The organism is Thermosipho ferrireducens (assembly GCF_017358165.1).
Taxonomy (GTDB): Bacteria; Thermotogota; Thermotogae; order Thermotogales; family Fervidobacteriaceae; genus Thermosipho_B; species Thermosipho_B ferrireducens.
The window spans coordinates 855,997-874,515 of sequence record NZ_CP071446.1; the positions used below are offsets into that span (position 1 = coordinate 855,997).

At 32.7% G+C, this 18,519-nt stretch carries 19 protein-coding genes; 8 read left to right on the top strand and 11 right to left on the bottom strand.

Annotated elements, in window-relative coordinates:
* Window positions 1–5 precede the first annotated feature (5 nt).
* On the top strand, window positions 6–1,217 hold the full coding sequence (locus JYK00_RS04240; RefSeq protein ID WP_207567441.1) for a cyclic nucleotide-binding domain-containing protein: 1,212 nt from the start codon (window positions 6–8) through the stop codon (window positions 1,215–1,217).
* Window positions 1,218–1,221: 4 nt separating this feature from the next.
* Window positions 1,222–1,899 carry an SDR family oxidoreductase gene (locus JYK00_RS04245; protein WP_207567442.1) on the top strand — a complete coding sequence of 226 codons (678 nt, stop codon included), beginning with the start codon at window positions 1,222–1,224 and terminating at the stop codon, window positions 1,897–1,899.
* Between the two features lie 22 nt (window positions 1,900–1,921).
* Here JYK00_RS04245 and glgX read toward each other — a convergent pair whose 3' ends face one another.
* The 7 genes from glgX to pdo all read right to left on the bottom strand — a co-directional run bounded on the left by glgX (window position 1,922) and on the right by pdo (window position 7,951).
* Window positions 1,922–4,081, bottom strand: a complete 2,160-nt coding sequence (gene glgX / locus JYK00_RS04250) for a glycogen debranching protein GlgX (protein ID WP_207567443.1) — start codon at window positions 4,079–4,081, stop codon at window positions 1,922–1,924.
* 11 nt (window positions 4,082–4,092) lie between these two features.
* Complete coding sequence (locus tag JYK00_RS04255) at window positions 4,093–4,518, bottom strand: OsmC family protein (protein WP_207567444.1); 426 nt, start codon at window positions 4,516–4,518, stop codon at window positions 4,093–4,095.
* Window positions 4,519–4,557: 39 nt separating this feature from the next.
* The gene (locus JYK00_RS04260; protein WP_207567445.1) at window positions 4,558–5,202 is read right to left on the bottom strand and encodes a cytochrome c biogenesis CcdA family protein; all 645 of its coding nucleotides are present in this window, start codon (window positions 5,200–5,202) and stop codon (window positions 4,558–4,560) included.
* A 15-nt stretch (window positions 5,203–5,217) separates the two neighbouring features.
* Entirely contained in the window at window positions 5,218–5,895 is a 678-nt protein-coding gene (locus JYK00_RS04265) for a thioredoxin family protein (RefSeq protein ID WP_207567446.1), read from the bottom strand.
* Window positions 5,896–6,058: 163 nt separating this feature from the next.
* Complete coding sequence (locus tag JYK00_RS04270; protein ID WP_207567447.1) at window positions 6,059–6,301, bottom strand: glutaredoxin family protein; 243 nt, start codon at window positions 6,299–6,301, stop codon at window positions 6,059–6,061.
* 18 nt (window positions 6,302–6,319) lie between these two features.
* Entirely contained in the window at window positions 6,320–7,270 is a 951-nt protein-coding gene (gene trxB, locus JYK00_RS04275; protein ID WP_207567448.1) for a thioredoxin-disulfide reductase, read from the bottom strand.
* 15 nt (window positions 7,271–7,285) lie between these two features.
* Window positions 7,286–7,951, bottom strand: a complete 666-nt coding sequence (pdo, locus tag JYK00_RS04280) for a protein disulfide oxidoreductase (RefSeq protein WP_207567449.1) — start codon at window positions 7,949–7,951, stop codon at window positions 7,286–7,288.
* Window positions 7,952–8,421: 470 nt separating this feature from the next.
* Here pdo and JYK00_RS04285 point away from each other — a divergent pair, with 470 nt between their 5' ends.
* The 6 genes from JYK00_RS04285 to JYK00_RS04310 are packed head-to-tail and all read left to right on the top strand — an operon-like array spanning window position 8,422 to window position 15,013.
* Window positions 8,422–9,450, top strand: coding sequence for an ROK family transcriptional regulator (locus tag JYK00_RS04285; RefSeq protein ID WP_207567450.1), 1,029 nt, complete (start codon window positions 8,422–8,424; stop codon window positions 9,448–9,450).
* Window positions 9,443–10,786 (top strand): glycoside hydrolase family 3 N-terminal domain-containing protein, encoded by a 1,344-nt coding sequence (locus JYK00_RS04290; protein ID WP_207567451.1) that lies wholly within the window; start codon window positions 9,443–9,445, stop codon window positions 10,784–10,786. Before JYK00_RS04285 ends, JYK00_RS04290 begins: the two co-directional genes overlap by 8 nt.
* A complete protein-coding gene (locus JYK00_RS04295) occupies window positions 10,783–11,991 on the top strand; it encodes an extracellular solute-binding protein (RefSeq protein WP_207567452.1) in 1,209 nt (402 codons plus the stop codon). The genes JYK00_RS04290 and JYK00_RS04295 overlap by 4 nt, the downstream gene beginning before the upstream one ends.
* 33 nt (window positions 11,992–12,024) lie before the next feature.
* Complete coding sequence (locus JYK00_RS04300) at window positions 12,025–12,912, top strand: carbohydrate ABC transporter permease (RefSeq protein ID WP_207567453.1); 888 nt, start codon at window positions 12,025–12,027, stop codon at window positions 12,910–12,912.
* Window positions 12,909–14,093: a carbohydrate ABC transporter permease gene (locus JYK00_RS04305; protein ID WP_207567454.1), complete on the top strand. Its 1,185-nt coding sequence runs from the start codon at window positions 12,909–12,911 to the stop codon at window positions 14,091–14,093. Before JYK00_RS04300 ends, JYK00_RS04305 begins: the two co-directional genes overlap by 4 nt.
* A complete protein-coding gene (locus tag JYK00_RS04310; protein WP_207567455.1) occupies window positions 14,090–15,013 on the top strand; it encodes an SIS domain-containing protein in 924 nt (307 codons plus the stop codon). The genes JYK00_RS04305 and JYK00_RS04310 overlap by 4 nt, the downstream gene beginning before the upstream one ends.
* Window positions 15,014–15,090: 77 nt before the next feature.
* Here the strand turns inward: JYK00_RS04310 and JYK00_RS04315 are convergent, their stop codons facing one another.
* From JYK00_RS04315 to JYK00_RS04330, 4 genes are read right to left on the bottom strand one after another with little or no spacing between them, the layout of a single operon-like run.
* Window positions 15,091–16,593 (bottom strand): hypothetical protein, encoded by a 1,503-nt coding sequence (locus JYK00_RS04315; RefSeq protein WP_207567456.1) that lies wholly within the window; start codon window positions 16,591–16,593, stop codon window positions 15,091–15,093.
* 13 nt (window positions 16,594–16,606) lie between these two features.
* Window positions 16,607–17,350, bottom strand: a complete 744-nt coding sequence (locus tag JYK00_RS04320; RefSeq protein ID WP_207567457.1) for an ABC transporter ATP-binding protein — start codon at window positions 17,348–17,350, stop codon at window positions 16,607–16,609.
* On the bottom strand, window positions 17,325–17,963 hold the full coding sequence (locus JYK00_RS04325; RefSeq protein ID WP_207567458.1) for a hypothetical protein: 639 nt from the start codon (window positions 17,961–17,963) through the stop codon (window positions 17,325–17,327). The genes JYK00_RS04320 and JYK00_RS04325 overlap by 26 nt, the downstream gene beginning before the upstream one ends.
* Window positions 17,963–18,496, bottom strand: coding sequence for a helix-turn-helix domain-containing protein (locus JYK00_RS04330; RefSeq protein ID WP_207567459.1), 534 nt, complete (start codon window positions 18,494–18,496; stop codon window positions 17,963–17,965). Before JYK00_RS04330 ends, JYK00_RS04325 begins: the two co-directional genes overlap by 1 nt.
* Window positions 18,497–18,519: the final 23 nt, after the last annotated feature.

The window sequence follows — 18,519 nt, forward strand, 5'->3', positions numbered from 1 at the left end:
ATTTTATGAGGGTAGAAACTTTTCCTGCGGGAAAATATCTTTACAGGGTGGGGGAAAAACCAGAAGAAATATTCATACTTTTAGAAGGAAGTGTTTCAGTAAAATTATGGCAAAGCGAAGAAGCCTTTGATTATGCAACGTTTGGTGAATGGTCCCTTCTGAATAAAAGTGCGTGTGAAGATGTAAAGGTTAGTGAAGATAGTGTAATTTCTTTAATAGAGCCCTGCGAAATTCTCGATATTGAGAATATTTCAGAAACTATTCTATTGATGCTTAGATCTATTAGCAATAGACTTTTGATTATTGATTCAGAACTTACTGGAAATTTTGAAGTAAGTGAAACACGAGAAGATGTAATGAGAACTTTTTTGAGAAAACATCCAGGCGCTTATTTCCTGAATGATAAATTATTTTCTGACTATTTGTTTATGAAGAAAAAATTTTTTGAGGAAGATTATAAATCAGCACTTAGTATTTCTTCGAAATGTCTTGGAATATCGATGCCTGATGATTTAAAGAAAGAATTTTTAATATGGCAAACTCTTGCAAGTATAATGCTCTCTCCTGACAGGATGGAGCTTCTTGTTAGAAAACTTCCCCTTGAAAAATATAAAAATAATCTTTCTTATCATTATTTGTTGAAATTTATAAGAGGAGGAAAAGAGAATTTTATTCTGGATATATTTGCAAAAATAGGACTGCATTTACCAGCGAAAACCATCCTGGTTTTGGAAGGAGACGTGGCAAAGCAGGGATTTTTAGTTGTGAATGGTTATGTGAAAGCTGTTAAATTTTCAGGTGATAGAGAAATTTTTCTTTCGCTTGTAAAGCCGGGGGAATTTTGTGGAGAGAGTGCTGTATTTGAAACGGGTAAAAGAATGGCCACACTTTATGCGGTAACTCCCGTTGATTTGATTCCTTTTGATAAAGAAACATTACAGAACCAGATTAAGAAAAATCCTAATTTTGGATTGAGATTATGTAAAGGGCAACTTGAGAGAATAGAAAAAACGTACAGATTACTGAAAATAAGAGCTACAATTGGAAAAACGGTAAGAATAGAAAAAGTTCTGCAGCATTTATCAGAAGCAATAGAAAATGCCGGACTAACCATACATGATATTTCTAATATAGCTGAAGCAAATATTGAAGATGTTATAGAAATTGTAAAAAAATACGGATATAATGTGAAATTAGATGGGGTTGTTGGAAGGTGAGTTTATGAATTGGCTTATTACTGGTGCTAATAGGGGGATAGGATTAGCTTTAACAAGAGAAGTGTTGAAAAAAGGTTATAGGGTTATTGCAGCTATAAGAAATGTGAGGGCCGAAAGTTTGAATTTATTGATGGAAGAGGGGAAGAAACTAGTTGTAAAAAAATTGGATGTTTCAGATAGTGATTCAATAGCAAATTTTTCTGAGCGTTTAGAGTATAAGATTAACGTTATTATAAACAATGCTGGAATCCTTCTTAGAGATAAATTTCCGAATTTACCATATGAAAATTTTATCTACTCTTTTAAAGTTAATACCCTTGGAGCTTTATTTTTGATCCAGGAACTTTATAGGAGAGGAAAGATATATACGAAAGCTAAAATTGTGAATATAGACTCCATTTTAGGTTCAATAAACCATGCAACTGGTGGTGTTAGTTATAGTTATTCTTTATCAAAAGCTGCACTTAATATGGTCACTAAACTTCTTTCACAATACCTTGTTAAGGATAACATAGTAGTTATTTCAATTCATCCAGGGTGGGTAAAAACAGATATGGGTGGAATGGAAGCACCACTTACTCCGGAGGAGTCGGCCAAAGGAATAATTAATGTTATAGAAAATCTTACAATGAATGATACAGGAAAATTTTTTGAGTATAATGGCAAAGAATTAGAATGGTAAGATATAAGCGTTTATATACTGGTTATTTACTTATAAGAATTACAGAACTTCGTGGCTGTGCTATGTAAACATAACCTACCTGCTCAGGTTCATCAAGAAAATCATAAGGAGAGTCTTTAGAAGTGTCGACGACCCTGTACCAGGTTTTTTCGTGTATAAATGGTAGAATAAATTTTAAAGGTTCTCGCCATTGATTGAGTATAACGTATATGTCATTGTCTGGTGGAACGTCTTTGCATAAAAAGTCTGTACCACTTATCATAAAGGCAATTGAGTGAGAAGAATAGCTCCAGTCTGGCTGAAACGGTTTTACACCATGCCAGGTTATGTCTGGAATACCATCCCCTGAAAGGTCTAAGCCTGTGAAGAAATGTTTTCTTCTAAGGGAGTGATGTTTTTTTCTGAACTCGATCATCTTTTTAAAAAATCTGAATATGTCGTAATGTTTTTCCTTTAAGCTCCAATCCACCCATGTAGTTTCGTTATCTATACAATAGGCATTGTTGTTTCCTTTTTGTGTGCGAAACATTTCGTCTCCCATAAGAATCATAGGTGTGCCGTGAGACACCATTAATATTGTAACGAAGTTTTTGATTTGCTGTTTTCTTATTTTTATTATTTCTGGATCATCAGTATCTCCTTCGACGCCATAGTTAAAGCTGAAATTTTCGTCAGTGCCATCTTGGTTGTTCTCTCCATTTTCTTCATTATGTTTAAAGTTGTACGATACTAAATCTCTCAATGTAAATCCATCATGGCAAGTAATGAAATTAATACTTGCATGGGGCATGCGTCTTCCATATAAATCCTGGCTTCCAGTGATTCTGGTTGCAAGATCTGTTACAATGCCTTCATCACCTCTAACAAATTTTCTAACAACGTCTCTATATTGCCCATTCCATTCAGCCCAGCCTTCAGGGAATTCACCGAGAAAGTATCCACCAGCTGCGTCCCAGCCTTCTGCTATTAATTTTAAGTTGTGTAGAATGGGATCTTCTGAAATGTCCTTTAAAAGGGATAAATCTCCTATCCATTTGCCTTCAGGTGTTCTTCCAAGGATGGCGGCAAGATCAAATCTAAATCCATCAACATGCATTTCCGTTGCCCAATATCTTAAACTGTCGATTATCATTTCCTTTACAACAGGGTGGTTACAATTCAGGGTATTTCCACAACCTGAGTAGTTTAAGTAATATCTTTTATTGTTTGGATTGAGCATGTAGTAGATCTCATTGTCAATGCCCCTGAATGATAAAGTGGGTCCCAATTCGTTACCTTCTCCTGTATGGTTGTAAACAACATCTAATATAACCTCGAATCCATTTTTGTGCAATTCTTTTACGAAATCTTTAAACAGAAAAACCTGTTCTCCGAGTTTTAAACCGACTGAATAGTTACCTGTTACAGCGAAGAAACATAAAGGATTATAGCCCCATATATCTTTTAGCTTTTCCCCTGTTTTTGGATTTATTTTGGTGTTGGCGTTCACGTTAAATTCAAATATAGGCATTAACTCTATAGTTGTTATTCCAAGTTCTTTGAGGTGATCCAGCTTTTCCAATATTCCCATAAAAGTTCCAGGGAAACGTACCTTTGATGTAGGACTTATTGTAAAAAGCCTTACGTGCATTTCATAGATTATTGTTTCTTCCCAGGGGATGTGAAGTTGCTTATCATTTCCCCAGTCGTATTTTGAATCATCTATTACAATTGATTTTGTAGGACTTTTGGCAGAATTTTCTTTAGAGAAAGATAAATCAAGTAGTGGAGAATTTTTATCATAACCGTAAACAGAACTCTCGTCCCAGTCAAAAGAGCTCGAAACAGCTTTGGCATACGGATCTACCAATAATTTGTTTGCATTAAAGCGTTTGCCGTTTTCAGGGTCATAATCCCCATCCACTCGCCATCCATAATATTGACCATGTTTTACACCGTATATATAAATGTGCCATATATCTCCTGTTTTATTGTAAACAGGGTCAAGCTCAAACCTGTGAGATGGTGTGTCATCGTAATAATTTTGGTACAATTCCAGAATAACTCTTTTTGCATTTCTTGAAAACAAAGCAAAATTAACCCCGGTATCATCCGGGGTCGCGCCAACTCTTGGATAACCTCGTTTTGTTTTTAAAATGACCTCAGAACCAGGATTATTGTATTGAAGGGGATAATCAGCCATATGGTTTCACCTTATTCGTAGATGATTTCATGGGTAAATGAAGGTATGGCTTTTTGAAGCATTGCGGAAACTGCGCAATATTTCTCCTGAGAAAGTCCAACAGCTTTTTCTACTTTGTCTTTTGGAGGTTCCCCGTTGAATTTAAATATATATTTTAAGTGAATTTTCGTGTAGACTTTTGGATGCTCACTTGCCGTTTCATAGTCTACTTCGAGATGGAAATTTTCAAGCTGATCAATAACTCTCATCTTTTTTAAAAGGGATATTATGTCCATCCCTGTACACCCCATAAGAGAGTAAAGAATAAGCTCCTTTGGTCTTAAACCCGCATCTTTTCCTCCAACGTTTTCACTTGAGTCGATAACAATGTCATGACCTGACGTTGTTTTAGAGTAAAACAGCATACCACCATACCATTTTAAATTTGCTTTTGCCATAATTTCACTCCGGATTTTCCGGATGCCCTCCTTTCTATATTATACTCCTATTTTTCCAAAGAAAATTAATATTCCTGAGAATATTATGAAAAAAGCCCCTAAAATTCTTAGTAAATTTTCCCAGATTGGTTTTCCAAACTTATATGTTAATATTTTTGAAATGGATGTTCCTATGGTTAGAAAAGGAATAGATATACCAATTGAATATACAAATAAGAGAAAACCTCCTTTGATAGCATTTCCGCTTGCTGCAATTGAAAGTATAGAACCCAATACAGGGCTACTACACGGGATCCAGATAATTGCAATTGAACCACCAAATATTATTCCTGTTATAAATCCGCCGCCTTTGAATTTCCATATATCAATTTGCACTTGTCTAATTAGTTGTAACTTTAATAAATAAAGTATTCCCATTAGAATAATTAATCCGCCAAGTACATAGTTGATTATATTACTATAACTACCTAATATGAAACCTAATTGACCCGAAAAAATGCCGATAATAGCGAAAAGAAGTGAGAAACCTATAAAAAAGCCAAAAATTTTAAGTATTTTTCTTTCGGCTGTAAATAGAATCCCAAGAAAAGCGGGAATTAATGGAATAATACATGGACTAAAAAAAGCGATAAACCCATGAACTAAAGCTGTCCAGAAACTAACATCTTTGTATAGTTGTATCAATTTTTCACACCCTGGTTATTTGTTATTAATTAGCAAAACTCTAATGACTCCAGATTTAATTAATTTGTTTGCGATCTGGTTATCTTCAGTTATATACAGGGCAAACTTATCGTCTTTTTCAGAAAGTGTAGAAATAAATACAGCATTTTTATCATTTTTCAATATAAAGTCAGCTTCATCTTTTGAGACTGTTATAATTTTTGGTATTCCGTAGAATTCATCAGCTGCTTTTGAATATTCTTCAAAACTAATTTTTATGTTACTGTATATAAATCTAAGTATATAACGTAGAGCTTTTATAAAAATATCCTCTGGCATGTATCCAGGGACACTCGTTATTACTTGATTATTATTCCAGAACACAAAAGTTGGAGTGCCTCTTACACCAAAAAGTGCAAAAAGTTCTCGATTTGTGTATTCTTTTCCAAAGAATTCTGTAATGTTATTGTCAGGTGTTATTTTTACAAAGACATAGCTTCCCCGTAAAATAGTCTGAAATACTTTATTAGACAACACCTCAGACTCAAACTTTTTGCAATATATACACTCTGGAGAAGCAAAATATATCAAAAGTGGTTTTTTTTCAATCTGGGAGACTTTATTTGCTATTGCTAAATCATGCAAAGTGTAGTTGTAGGAAAAAGAAATGAGTGATAAAAGTGAAAATATAAGAGTTAATATTCTTTTTTTCACAATATCACTCTCTTTTTAAAATTTTCAGTTTAAGTTTTTTCATTTTGAACCTCTCTATTAATCGGATAACAGGACAACCTTTTTGTAGATTTTTTAAAAACTGTTTTATCATTTTATCCCCCCAGTATTTTGGAACAAAAGGCAGGAACCACCTGCCTTTTGTTTAATTAATCCCAAGAATTCTATCAATTTTTGATTTATCAAACCCAACAACTACCTGATTCCCTATTTCGATTACTGGAACGCCAAGCTGACCTGACTTTTTATACATTCTTTCTGCTCCTCTTTGATCCTTAGAGACATCAATTTCTTTGAACTTTAATCCAAGTTGTTTAAAATATTTTTTTGCTTTTTTGCAATATGGACACGTGGGAGTAGTGTACAAAATAATTTTTAAATGTTGCATTTTGTCACCTCCAGTTTGTTAAAAATATTTCTTTGCAGCATGTTCAACAGCAATTGCACCATCCGCTGCGGCGGTGACAATTTGTCTTAGATTTTTTATTCGAACGTCTCCAACTGCATATATTCCAGGTATGTTAGTTTCCATATTTTCGTCTGTCTTTATGTAACCGTAATTGTCAGTTTCCACAAGTTCCTTTATCAACTCACTTTTTGGTACCAGACCTACATAAATGAACACACCTTCAGTTTTGATAACACTTTCTTCTTTTGTGTCGTTGTTGATAATGATTACTTCTTCCACTTTTTCGTTACCTCTTATTTCTTTTATTACTGAGTTGTATATTACCCTGACATTTTTATTTGATAATAATCTTTCCTGTAGAACTTTTGCCGCTGTCAGATAAGGAAGATTTTGAACTATAGTTATGCTTTTCACCATTTTTGCAAGAAAATGTGCTTCATCGCAGGCGCTGTCTCCACCACCGACTACTATTACATCTTTTCCTGAAAATAAATATCCATCACACGCAGCGCAATATGTAACTCCTCTACCTTTGAATTTTTGCTCACCAGGGACTCCCAATTCTCTTGGCTTAGCACCTGTTGCAAAAATTAAAACTTTACCTTTTACCATGGTTCCGTTGTCAAGTTGAATGTATTTGTATTCTTCATCGTAAGTAATCTTTACAACTTCTGCTGTTATAATGTCAGCCCCAAATTCTCTTGCGTGTTCAGCAAATTTTTCTCCAAGTTCGGAACCTTCTATTCTAATAAAACCAGGCCAATTTTCAACAACATGTGTCTGTGTTACTGCGCCACCTTCAAGAGCTTTCTCAAACACAGCGGCGCTTAACCCAGCACGGCCTGCATAAATAGCAGCAGTTAATCCTGCAGGACCTCCACCAACTATTAATATGTCATAATATTCTTTTGGACCAGTGGAAATATTCCCTAAATCGAAGTGAACCATACGATTCACCCCCTTTTACAAACTGATCGCCTTGAGTACTTCTTCAAGGTATTGCTGCTCAGGGTAAGCTCCTATAAAATATGTATCTGGATTTCTGTTTATGACTATATGAGGAACAGAAGAAACTCCAAATTCATTACTTAGATCAAAATATTCATTTGCTTCAATCATTTCAGCTGTTATGAGGGGATTTACAAGAGCAAAATTGTGTGCTGTTAATACAGCTTTTGGACAATAAGGACATGTTGGAGTTACAAATACACTTATTTTAACAGGTTTATCAATCGCTTTTAACTTTTCAATAGTAGCGGGTGAAAGTTCAGGAGAAGCACCTTTCCCGAATGTAATAATGTCCTGTACCAGTGTTCCAAATTCGTGACCTGATGGAATGCCGTAAAATCTTATGCCTTTGTCTTCTCCATCTTCAAGCGTTAAAACAAGAGCGGGAATCATTTCAATTTTATATTTTTCGGCGATCTCTTTGTTTGAATTTATATTGTACTTTTCAACAATGATTTTGCCGGATAACTCAGAAATTTCATCAAGAATTTGTTCTTCAAGTTCACAATACTCACAATTGTCTTTGGAATCACCAAAATAAATAAGTTTGACTTTGTTCTGCAATTCTTTTTCAAATGCTTCCATAAGATACTTCCTATCTTTTTCTGATAAAAGCGCCATAAAAACACCTCCGTAAAAATTGTTTTTTATTATTATGGTTTTTAACCACAGCTAAATTATACACCATTTCTTTACTAATTAGTCTAAACTTAATGTTACAATTCAGACAAATTTAGTAGAAATTACAGAGAGGGATAATTAAATAGTCAGCGTTGATATTTTTGTTATTTTTTAAATAGCTTTGAAACTTTTGAACCTCTATCACGTAATGGTATAGGAATTTTATTGAAAGGTATAAGGTTAAAGATAGTAAGTTTTTGGTAGAATTATGTAAATATTATTTAGTATTCAGTTGCATTTGTATTGAAACGTTTAATAAATATACGATATGGAAAGTAAATAGAAGGAAAATAAATTTAATTTCGTTGTGAGTCCAAAAAACGCTGAAAATAAAACTTTACAAGCCGTAGCTTTAATTTGTTATAATCTGGTTAGTTGATTGAAACAACCAACTATCATGGAGGGAAAAAATGATAACAGAATCTTTGAAGAGGGTAATGAGTTTTGCCTGGAGGAATAAAACAATCACTGCTAAACATTTGTCAGATTCTCTAAATTTAGAAAAATCGACAGTTTCAAGAAATATTTCTAAGTTAAGACGGAAAAATGTTTTGGTAAAAGTAGATGAACTTTCTCCTTCGGCCCTTGGTGGAAGGAAGACTATTGTATATTCTTTCAACAAAGATTTTGCAAATATTCTTGGGATTTCAATTGAACAGGATGGGATTGAATATGTAAAAACAAATCTTTTTTCAGAAATAGTTTTTAAAGAAAGAATAAATGTGAGAGTATCTCAAGAAAATATTATAGAAGAGGTAGATAGAATAATTCAAAAACATCCAGAAGTTATTGGGATTGGGATTTCGGTTCCAGGTATTGTTGAAAATAACATTGTCATTTTTTCGGAAGCGTTAAAGTTGAAAAATTTCAGTGTAGAAAAGGTAATGAAAACTGAAATACCAATATTTGTCGAGAAAGATTCTTTATGTGGAGCTATACGTCATTCTCTGAATAAAAGGAATATTATTTATTTCCAGTTTTCTATACCTTATTATGTGAATGAGCCAGTAGGATTTGGTGTAGGAATTGTAATTGATGGGAAACCATATTATGGAAGCAACAATTTTGCTGGAGAATACAAAATAAATAAATGTATTTTTAATAAGAAAATATTGTTTGAGGATTTTTTGAGAATGAAAGTTGATGTGAAAAGCTTTTTTAAAGAAATTTCTAAAAAAATGGGGATAATTTCAAGTGTTTTTGATCCAGAGATAGTTGTAATAGGTGGAAATATAGCCTATATTCCGCAGGTAGAAATGCTAAGGACTCTTTTAGAAAACGAAATATATATGATAGAAGAAAGGAATATGGAAATATTGATAGAAGATATGAAAGAATTTGTAAATGCTGAAGGAGCTGCTATTAAAGTTTTAAATGCTATTTTTTCTGAGGATAAATGGCTGGAATATTTTTATAGAAAGGTGGTAAATGATGAATAGAGAATTTGGTAACCTTTTTTTTATAGGATTTCAAAAAGAGTTTAATAAGCAAATAGTTGAAAAAATTAATCCAGCGGGGGTAATTCTATATCCTAAAAACATGGAAGATATTTATAAGATGCAGGTAAACATGGAAAGAATTTATTCTTTACATGATAAAGGGTATCGGCTTTTTATTACATCAGACCATGAGGGAGGACAGCTTGAAACTGTACCTAATATATTTCCTTCTCCTGGAAATCTTGCATTGGGGAAGACTGGGAATGTTCGTAGCTTTGGGGAGTATCTTGGTTATATGTTTAAAGCACATGGGTTTAATATGGTATTTGCACCAGTAGTAGACGTTGCTTATACATATTCCAGCCATGTAACAGGATATAGAGCATTTTCTTTTAATTACAAAGTGGTTGAAAAACAAGCTAAAGAATTTTTACTTGGTTTATCTAAAAATAAAATAGCGGCGACACTGAAACATTTTCCAGGACATGGAAAAGCTAAAGAAGATTCTCACTTTACTTTGCCAGTTGTGAATGATTTTGAAGAAAATGATGACGATATAGAAATATTTAAATCATTAGCCGAAGATGTTGATTTTATAATGACTGCACATGTTTTATATCCTAAGGTAGATGATGTAATAGCAACTCTTTCAAAAAAGTTTTTGACGGATATTTTAAGAAAAAAGTTTAACTACAAAGGATTAGTAATTTCTGATGCATTTGAAATGAAGGCGTTGTATAAAAGTTATTCAGAAAAAGAAGTTATTAAGAAATTTTTTGAAGCAGGAGGAGATATTGTATTAATAGGAGATATAGAAAATCATTATCACTTTTTTGAAACTTTCAAGACAATGGTTGAAAATGGAGAACTTGATGTTGAATTGTTGAAAGAGAAAGTAAAAAAAGTTGAAAAAATTAAAGAAAAGTATGTAACAAAAGATTATCCTACCAGATTCTTGTCATTTGCTGCAAGAGATGCTATTGAGCATAACCTGAGTGCTCCTGTTGAAACTCCTGCTTTCTTAATTCCACAGCCAAAAAACCTGAGTCTTGCAGATACTTCAGAAAAAGATCTAAAACATTTAGAAAACATTATTCGTGAAGAATTTCCAGAATCAAAGGTTTATAGAGAGAAAGAGATGGAAAAGATGAATTTTCAAGACACAGTTGTCTATTTTGTAGTTGACCAAATAAAAAAAGTAAAGGCTAAAAGAGTAATATACATCTTTTTACGTAAGTTTTTCGATGTCGAAAATGAATACATAATTCCATATTCTTCTAAACTCATTTCAATTTATCATGTATTACAACTTTTAAAAGGGGAGGGATCATTATGAAAAAGTTTGTTGTGATTTTGTTAGTTTTGATCGCACTTGTTAGTTTTTCAAAGACAAAACTCACGTTCTGGGGATTTATGATGAATGATGAGCATGCAAGGAAAGTCCTTGAAAAATTCGAGAAAGAAAATCCTGATATTGAAGTTGAATATGTGCAACTTTCCTGGGCAAATGGATTTGATAAGATAGTTACTGCAATAGCCGGTGGAGAATCTCTTGATGTAGTGGAACTTGGAAACACATGGGTTGCCAATTTTGCAGAAAGGAAAGCACTGGAAAGCATGGATGTTTTTTATAAAAACTATGGAGATAATTATATCGGTTGGAACACAGTATATTACAAGGGTAGTTACTGGTCAGTTCCGTGGCTTCTTGGAACAAGAGCCCTTTTTTACAATTTAGAGCTTTTTGAAAAAGCGGGGCTTGATCCGGAGAATCCACCTGAGACATGGGAGGAATTATATGTAGCAGCGAAGAAAATTGATGCGCTTGGAAATGAGATTTACGGCTTTGGAATGCCAGCAGGAGAAAGCTATAGTCCATGGCAGCAGTGGTTTTTACCAGCTGTGTGGGGAACTGGTGGAGATATAATTTCAGAAGATGGTGCAAGAGCTTTTTTAACGTCCTGGAGAGTTAGGCAAACAGCAGAATTTTATAAAGCTCTTTCTGAATATTCGTTAAAAACTAAGCAGGCTGACCTTGCTAAAGCGTTTGGTGAGGGAAAGATTGGAATGTATGTGAGCGGGGCATGGGATATTGATTATTTAGAAACTAATTATCCAGAAACACCGTTTAATGTTGTTTTTATTCCGAAACCCGCAGCCTGGTTTGGGACTCATGCATCGTTTGCTGGTGCAGAAGTTCTGGCTATCATGAAACACTCAAAGCATAAAAAAGAAGCACAAAAACTCGTAGAATTCCTTATAAGACCGGATGTTGCAATGGAAGTTGCAATGATCTGGCCTGCAATTTTCCCCTCACATGTTGATGCAGGAAAAGATCCGTGGTTTGAAGATCATCCAATGCATAAAGTCTTTTATGAGCAAAATGCCTATGCAAAACCCGTTCCTTCAATCCCGGCGTGGCCAAAAGTTCAGGCGTTACTTACAGAAGCTATAGAGAAAATAATACTTCAAAATGAAGATATTGATTCTATTTTGTTTGAATACAACAGAAAAATTCAGAAAGTATTAGATGAAGAATAAAAAATTCCCCCTGCGTTCAGCAGGGGGATAGGGGTGATCAGATTGAAAAGAAAAACGCGTTACGGATTTGAAACTTTTCTCCTTCTATCTCCTTTTTTGATACTTTTTGTTGTTTTTGGAATTTTTCCTATATTATACTCATTTTTTATGAGTTTTACAGATTATTCGGCATTGAGTCCGGAATATAACTTTGTAGGATTGAAAAATTATATAAAAGCATTTAATGATGAAGTTTTTTTGATATCGCTTAAAAATACAACAATATTTGTAATAGGTACAATTCCGTTTACAACAGTTTTTTCCTTATTGCTTGCTGTATTAATTAATAGTAAATTCTTGCCGTTAAAAGATTTGTTTAAAGCTGGTTTTTTCTTACCATCTGTTGTATCAATGGTGGTTATTGCAACAATGTGGATGTATCTTTATAGTGCCGATGGTTTTTTTAACAAAATGATAGAATTCTTTGGGGGAAATGCACTTTCCACAAGCTGGTTAGCTCACACAAAAACAGCGCTTTTATCCATTATGATAATGGATATCTGGGCGGCCATAGGATATTATACCATACTATTTTTGGCGGGGCTTCAAAGTATTCCTCAGCAATTATATGAAGCCGCATCGATCGATGGAGCAAATAAAATAAAGACCTTTTTTAAAATAACACTTCCACTTTTAAAACCAACATTGTATTTTGTTATAGCTTTAAATACAATAAGATCTTTTCAGATCTTTTCAGAGATTTTTACAATGACAGGTGGAGGACCTATGAATTCTACACAAACGATTGTTCATTATCTTTACATAGTAGGATTTAGAAACTTTGATATGGGCTACGCCTCTGCCATAGCATATATACTTGTTTTCATAATATTAACGGTAACTATAGTTCAAGGGAAACTTCTTAGGAGTGAAAATATATGAAAAAAGTATTGTTTCTAACTATTATGTTTGCACTTTTACTTGTTTCACTTTTTCCAATGATAGCTATGTTTTACACAGCGGTTATTCCAAGTGGAAATTTAACAAGAGTAATAAAGGAAAGATATATAAATGATTTTGAAACAAAGTACATGATTTATTTGAGGAGAAAAGTAAAGTCCGGCGGGAAAATTTCTATTGTTAAAGAGTCGCCTGAGTCAACAAAGTCTATACTTGTAGAAAGAGATGTAACATTATTGGCGGATAAACTTGACATGAGAGTTGCAAAGTATGTAGAGTTCTGGGTTAAAGGTAAGGGTTCTTTTTCCGTAGAAATACTGGACGCCTTTGGAAAAAGTACAGTAAAAACTTTTTCCGGTAATGATGAGTGGAGAAAATATAGGATAAAATACAACGAAATGAAGTATATCAATTTAAAATATGTATCTAAAATTATCTTTCGTTTTGATGGGAAACATTACCTTGATGATGTAAAACTTGTTTATAAATTTCCAGCTTTTTTAAATTTTATAAGCGTATTAAAAGAAGATATGTTTGGAAGGTATATATTTAATAGTTTTCTTGTCTCAAGTGTTGTGGTTTTAGGGAATATGATTTTCTCGACAATGGTTGCATATGCGTTTGCGAGGAGAGAATTTTTTGGTAAAAATATTTTATTTTCAATAGTACTTATGACTATGATGATTCCACCTCAGATTACAATTATTCCTATATTTATTCTTATGAAAAAAATTGGATGGATAGATACGTATTTTGCGCTAACTGTTCCTTTGCTTGTAACACCATTTAGCATTTTTTTGCTGAAGCAATACATAGAGCAATTGCCAGTTGAGCTTGAACAAGCCGCATATGTAGATGGAGCTAATACATTCCAGATATTGTTTAAAATAGTGTTTCCACTTACGAAACCAGCGCTCGCAGTTATGGGAATAAACACTTTTATTGCGGTGTGGAACGATCTTTTTTATCCGCTTGTAATGACAAATTCGCGTGAGATGAGAACAGTTCAGGTGGGACTTGCGCTTTATCAAAAATTAAATCAGGTAGACTGGCCAAGACTAATGGCCGCTTCTTCCATAATAGGAATACCTGTAATAATAGTATTTCTGGTGTTCCAAAAGCATATTATATCTGGAATTACGAAGGGGGCTTTAAAAGGATGAAGAGTTATACATACTCTGAAATTAAACGTATTCCTGAAATTTTAAAAGAGATGGAAAAGTATTCTTTTGGTTTTTTGCCGTCCAAAAAGTACTTTTTTGTGGGATGTGGTTCCTCTTACAATCTTTCTTTTACTGCATCAAAAGTTCTGGAAAATTTTGGTATAGATTCTGAAGTTATTACTGGTGGGAAAGTTATTGCTTTTGATTATGTTCCTAAATGTGATGTTGCTATTTTTATTTCCAGAACAGGTGAATCAACAGAAACTATTAAAGCAGCGGAGAAATTTAAAGAAAAAGGAATATATACAATAGGAATAACATGTGAAAAAAATACCTCGCTTGAAAAAGTGTGCGCGCAGACTTTTGTTTTTGAATTTCTTTACGAAAACAGTATAGTGATGACAGGTTCGTTCGTAGCTATTTTATACTTTTTGATAAAGATGCATGATGTTGATGGATATCTTCATGAGAAAAGTAAAAGACTCATATACGAAACGGAAATATTATTAGAAAATATGGATTTAAAAAAATTTAACCATTTTATTTTTCTTGGTTTTGATGAAGAATACGGGATATCTAAAGAAGGGGCTTTGAAAATGCAGGAGATGGCGAAACAGTTTGTCGAATTTCATGAGCCACTTGAGTACAGACACGGGCCTATATCAAATATAAGTGAAAATTCGCTTGTAGTAATTAATTCAAAAGACACATCGTTTGAATATCAATTGAAAAAAGATCTGGAAAGGTATACAAAAGTAATATTTTTAGGAGAAAATGGGGATTTAGATCTCAAATATAATTATGGACTTGAAACTCCTTTAAAAGTGATATTTTCACAGATCTTATCATATAGAAAAGCCATTTGTGAGGGCTTTAATCCGGATGTTCCAGATAATCTGACCAAGAGTGTAAAAATTTAAAACAGAACTTTTTTGATTATTAATTTCTAATGAAAAACACGGCTTTTCAAAGCCGTGTTTTATGGTTTTATATTACATTAACTAACTTTTTTGATTATTAATTGTTTTAGTTTTCTCATAAATATCCACGAAATAATTATAGTTGTAATGATTGAACCAATCATTATTAATATCAGGAGTGGTTTGTATTTTTCAAAACCATTTGCAAGCAAACTTAATGGTAAAACACTTCCAATTGCGAGACCCATCGTAATTCCTTCGATTAGGAATGTGGCTGGAATACTGAAGATTCTATTCATATTGTTGGATTTTATGTTTGGCGAACGAATTGCGAAATATGCTCCCAGGATAGCACTCATGCAGAATAGAAATATAGAGAACAAAAGTGAGGTAAACATGATAGGTTTGATAGTATACAAAAATACTGATACAACAGAAACAGCAAAAAGGATTAAAAAATTCAATGATGTAGTTATGAATATTTTTGGAAACATGAATGCTGAAAAACGAACAGGATAAATTGAAACAAGATCTATTTTTGAAAATTCAGAAATAGTTAATATTCCTGTTTCAAGAGCAATGTAGAATGTAAAAATGGGTATTGTATACATTATAGGGGCAAAAGTATTTTCTGTCATAAACATCATGAAAATGCTAAATCCTAATGGATAAAGTACAAAATATAAAAATCTTTCATATCTTGCAGCGGCTTTCAGATCTTTTTTTATTATGGCTTTCAGGATAGAGCCTGAGCCTTTTATTAAATATTTATTTTTTTGCTTTCGTTGAACTGGTTCGAACGCTGTTTTATTGGAGATTAAAACAAACACTACGCTTAAGACAATTGTCGAAAGAAAAGCGAACAAAAATGTTTTTCTTGAAATAAAACTCCAGGCTAATAAATTATATTCTTTTGTAGAGAAAATAAAAAATTTGGTTATGTTTTGAAGGTTTGATGTAGAAACGTTGGTTAAAGATATTATCGAAAAATAGAAGAATACAGATAACAGCATCATGATCATATAAAACCTTTTCGTGAAAGATTTTGTGGTTTTTCCACCAAACAACACACCTAAAATGGATGAAAAAACAATAAGAAAGGTTATATGAAGAATAATTTTAAAAATTGAGAAAAATATATTTTCCCCTATAACAATCGCGTATGAAATAGTGATAAATATGAAAAATATCAGGATGAATATTTGAGAAACAGTAGCCATGAATATCTGGTAGGCAGTTAATACGCTTCTTGAAATCGGCATAGTTAGTAGTAATTCTATTTCATCGTTTCGTGAAAGCGAGTACATAGCAAGACCTACAAATCCTGCTATAAAAAAAAGAGAGAGCAGTGTTATCCAGAAAAGGAATAAAAGTTTAACTGTTACAGGATCTACCGCATAGAGGTTTTCAAAGATTTTCTTTGAGAAAATGTATACGAAAATGCCCATTGGTATTGCTCCAAAAATATAACTTATAATACGATTAAGAGAATTTGATTTCATTCTGCGTCTTGTTTTTCTGGTATTTTGAACAATGTGCGGATTTGATAAATATTTTAAAAGTATCCAGAAATTTTTCATATTTTCACCTCATTTAAAGTATATCTACGGCGTTTTTTATATTTTCTTCCTGAGCTGTCAATTCCAGGAATAAATCTTCAAGAGATTTATCTTTTCCTTTCTTTAACGTTTCTATATCTCCTTGGGCTATTATTTCACCCCTGTCAATTATTGCTATCACATCGCACATTTTTTCGGCAATTTCAAGGATATGGGTTGTTAGAAAGATTGTTATACCTTGATTTGCATATTTTTTTAATAATTCTTTTAGTATTCTGGCACTTCTTGCGTCTAAGCCAACAGTAGGTTCGTCTAAAAATATAACTTCCGGCTTTCTCATTAAAACACTAATGAGCATTAGTTTTTGTTTCATACCGTGAGACATATCTGAGACCTGTTTATCAAGATAGTCTACTCCAAAAGCATTTGAAAGTTCTTTTATTCTTTTTTTTACTTCATCGTTATTTACCCTGTAAATGTCCATTATAAATTCTAAGTATTCAAAACCTTTTAAATGATCATATATTTTTGGCTCATCCGGGACAACACCTATCCTTCGTTTTATTTCGAGTTCATTTTTCCTCATATCTAATCCCAGAATCTCTATCTTTCCGCTTGTGGGTTTTAAAGAACCTGTTAGCATCCTGATAGTTGTGGTTTTCCCTGCGCCGTTTGGTCCAAGAAAACCAAAGATTTGTCCTCTGGGGATAAAGAGGTTTATTTTGCTTACGGCTGTAAAATCTCCAAACATTTTAGTTAGATTTTCCGCTTTTATCATTTAACCACCTCCTGATGTGTTCGGAAATTTTCTGGCAGAATTCATTTAAGTTTGGTTCACCAAGTATTTTGTGGGTTTTTTTCGATATTCTGAATATTGCTTTATCGTTTTTGATATTTATAATTATTCCCTTTCCGTGTACTATGGCATTTTTATTGAATTTTGCTAAAATGACTATAGGTTTTTTTGTATAATTTCCTTTTTCGCAGCTTTCTGCAACTTTTTCTGAGAATTGCGTAATATAAACCCAGTTATATATTGGAATTTTTTTCATTAACCAGATTTTATACACCACTAAAATTCCAGAAATCCATATGTACTCTGGAAAATACATAATGGAAAAAATTAAAATATTCAAACAAAACATTTTGAGCGTTATTTTGTAATCCAGATAGTTCAAAAAGTTGAAAAACAGGCCAATGGAAATTACTCCGTAATAAATATAGATATTTTTTGAAAGAATTGATAATACTATTATCAGTAAAATTAACGCAACCGACCAAAAATCATCGTTTCTTAATAAGGTACTTTTTCCGGTGTAGCCCAGAAATTTTAATGTTAAATATCTTATTGTCAAAAAAATTATTAAAAAAACGAAAATTTCAACTAACATTAATCGATCACCTCTATCAAATCAAGATCTATAAGTTTTTTAATTATGCACAGAATGTCAAATTCGCTCATTTTTATTCTTTCGAAAATTTCTTTTGCTGAAATACCACTGCTATCAGAAGGGGGTATTAAAAACAGAATCTTTCCTTCTGATTCTGAAAATTCTATTTTTTTTCCCCTGTAAATTACTCCGTTTATAATCTCCTTTTTTAAGTTATAGCTATACTTTAAATCTTCCGTTTTCATTCTGAATTTTTTGGATTTTAATTCGAAGATTTTTAAAATGTCGTTTATATCTATCGTTATTGTTCCGCCGACGTAAGTATATTTCTTGGATGGTCGGCCTATCTTTTTTTCAATTTTAGAAGATACTATTCCAAACTTTTCTAATACTTCAAGATATCTTTGTACAGTAAAAGTGTGAAATCCAAGTTTTCTGGCTATTGTACTTGGATTTTGGTTTGGATTGTTTTTCAAAAAATACAAAACTTCAAACAATTGAGGCGATGCTATTATCTTAAGAAGTTCATTCATTTTTTCTCTCCTTTTTTCAATTT

Coding starts and splice junctions, on each gene's coding strand:
- JYK00_RS04240 (WP_207567441.1), top strand. CDS start 6: ATGAGGGTAGAAACTTTTCCTGCGGGAAAATATCTTTACAGGGTGGGG.
- JYK00_RS04245 (WP_207567442.1), top strand. CDS start 1,222: ATGAATTGGCTTATTACTGGTGCTAATAGGGGGATAGGATTAGCTTTA.
- glgX (WP_207567443.1), bottom strand. CDS start 4,081: ATGGCTGATTATCCCCTTCAATACAATAATCCTGGTTCTGAGGTCATT.
- JYK00_RS04255 (WP_207567444.1), bottom strand. CDS start 4,518: ATGGCAAAAGCAAATTTAAAATGGTATGGTGGTATGCTGTTTTACTCT.
- JYK00_RS04270 (WP_207567447.1), bottom strand. CDS start 6,301: ATGCAACATTTAAAAATTATTTTGTACACTACTCCCACGTGTCCATAT.
- trxB (WP_207567448.1), bottom strand. CDS start 7,270: ATGGTTCACTTCGATTTAGGGAATATTTCCACTGGTCCAAAAGAATAT.
- pdo (WP_207567449.1), bottom strand. CDS start 7,951: ATGGCGCTTTTATCAGAAAAAGATAGGAAGTATCTTATGGAAGCATTT.
- JYK00_RS04285 (WP_207567450.1), top strand. CDS start 8,422: ATGATAACAGAATCTTTGAAGAGGGTAATGAGTTTTGCCTGGAGGAAT.
- JYK00_RS04290 (WP_207567451.1), top strand. CDS start 9,443: ATGAATAGAGAATTTGGTAACCTTTTTTTTATAGGATTTCAAAAAGAG.
- JYK00_RS04295 (WP_207567452.1), top strand. CDS start 10,783: ATGAAAAAGTTTGTTGTGATTTTGTTAGTTTTGATCGCACTTGTTAGT.
- JYK00_RS04305 (WP_207567454.1), top strand. CDS start 12,909: ATGAAAAAAGTATTGTTTCTAACTATTATGTTTGCACTTTTACTTGTT.
- JYK00_RS04310 (WP_207567455.1), top strand. CDS start 14,090: ATGAAGAGTTATACATACTCTGAAATTAAACGTATTCCTGAAATTTTA.
- JYK00_RS04315 (WP_207567456.1), bottom strand. CDS start 16,593: ATGAAAAATTTCTGGATACTTTTAAAATATTTATCAAATCCGCACATT.
- JYK00_RS04320 (WP_207567457.1), bottom strand. CDS start 17,350: ATGATAAAAGCGGAAAATCTAACTAAAATGTTTGGAGATTTTACAGCC.
- JYK00_RS04325 (WP_207567458.1), bottom strand. CDS start 17,963: ATGTTAGTTGAAATTTTCGTTTTTTTAATAATTTTTTTGACAATAAGA.
- JYK00_RS04330 (WP_207567459.1), bottom strand. CDS start 18,496: ATGAATGAACTTCTTAAGATAATAGCATCGCCTCAATTGTTTGAAGTT.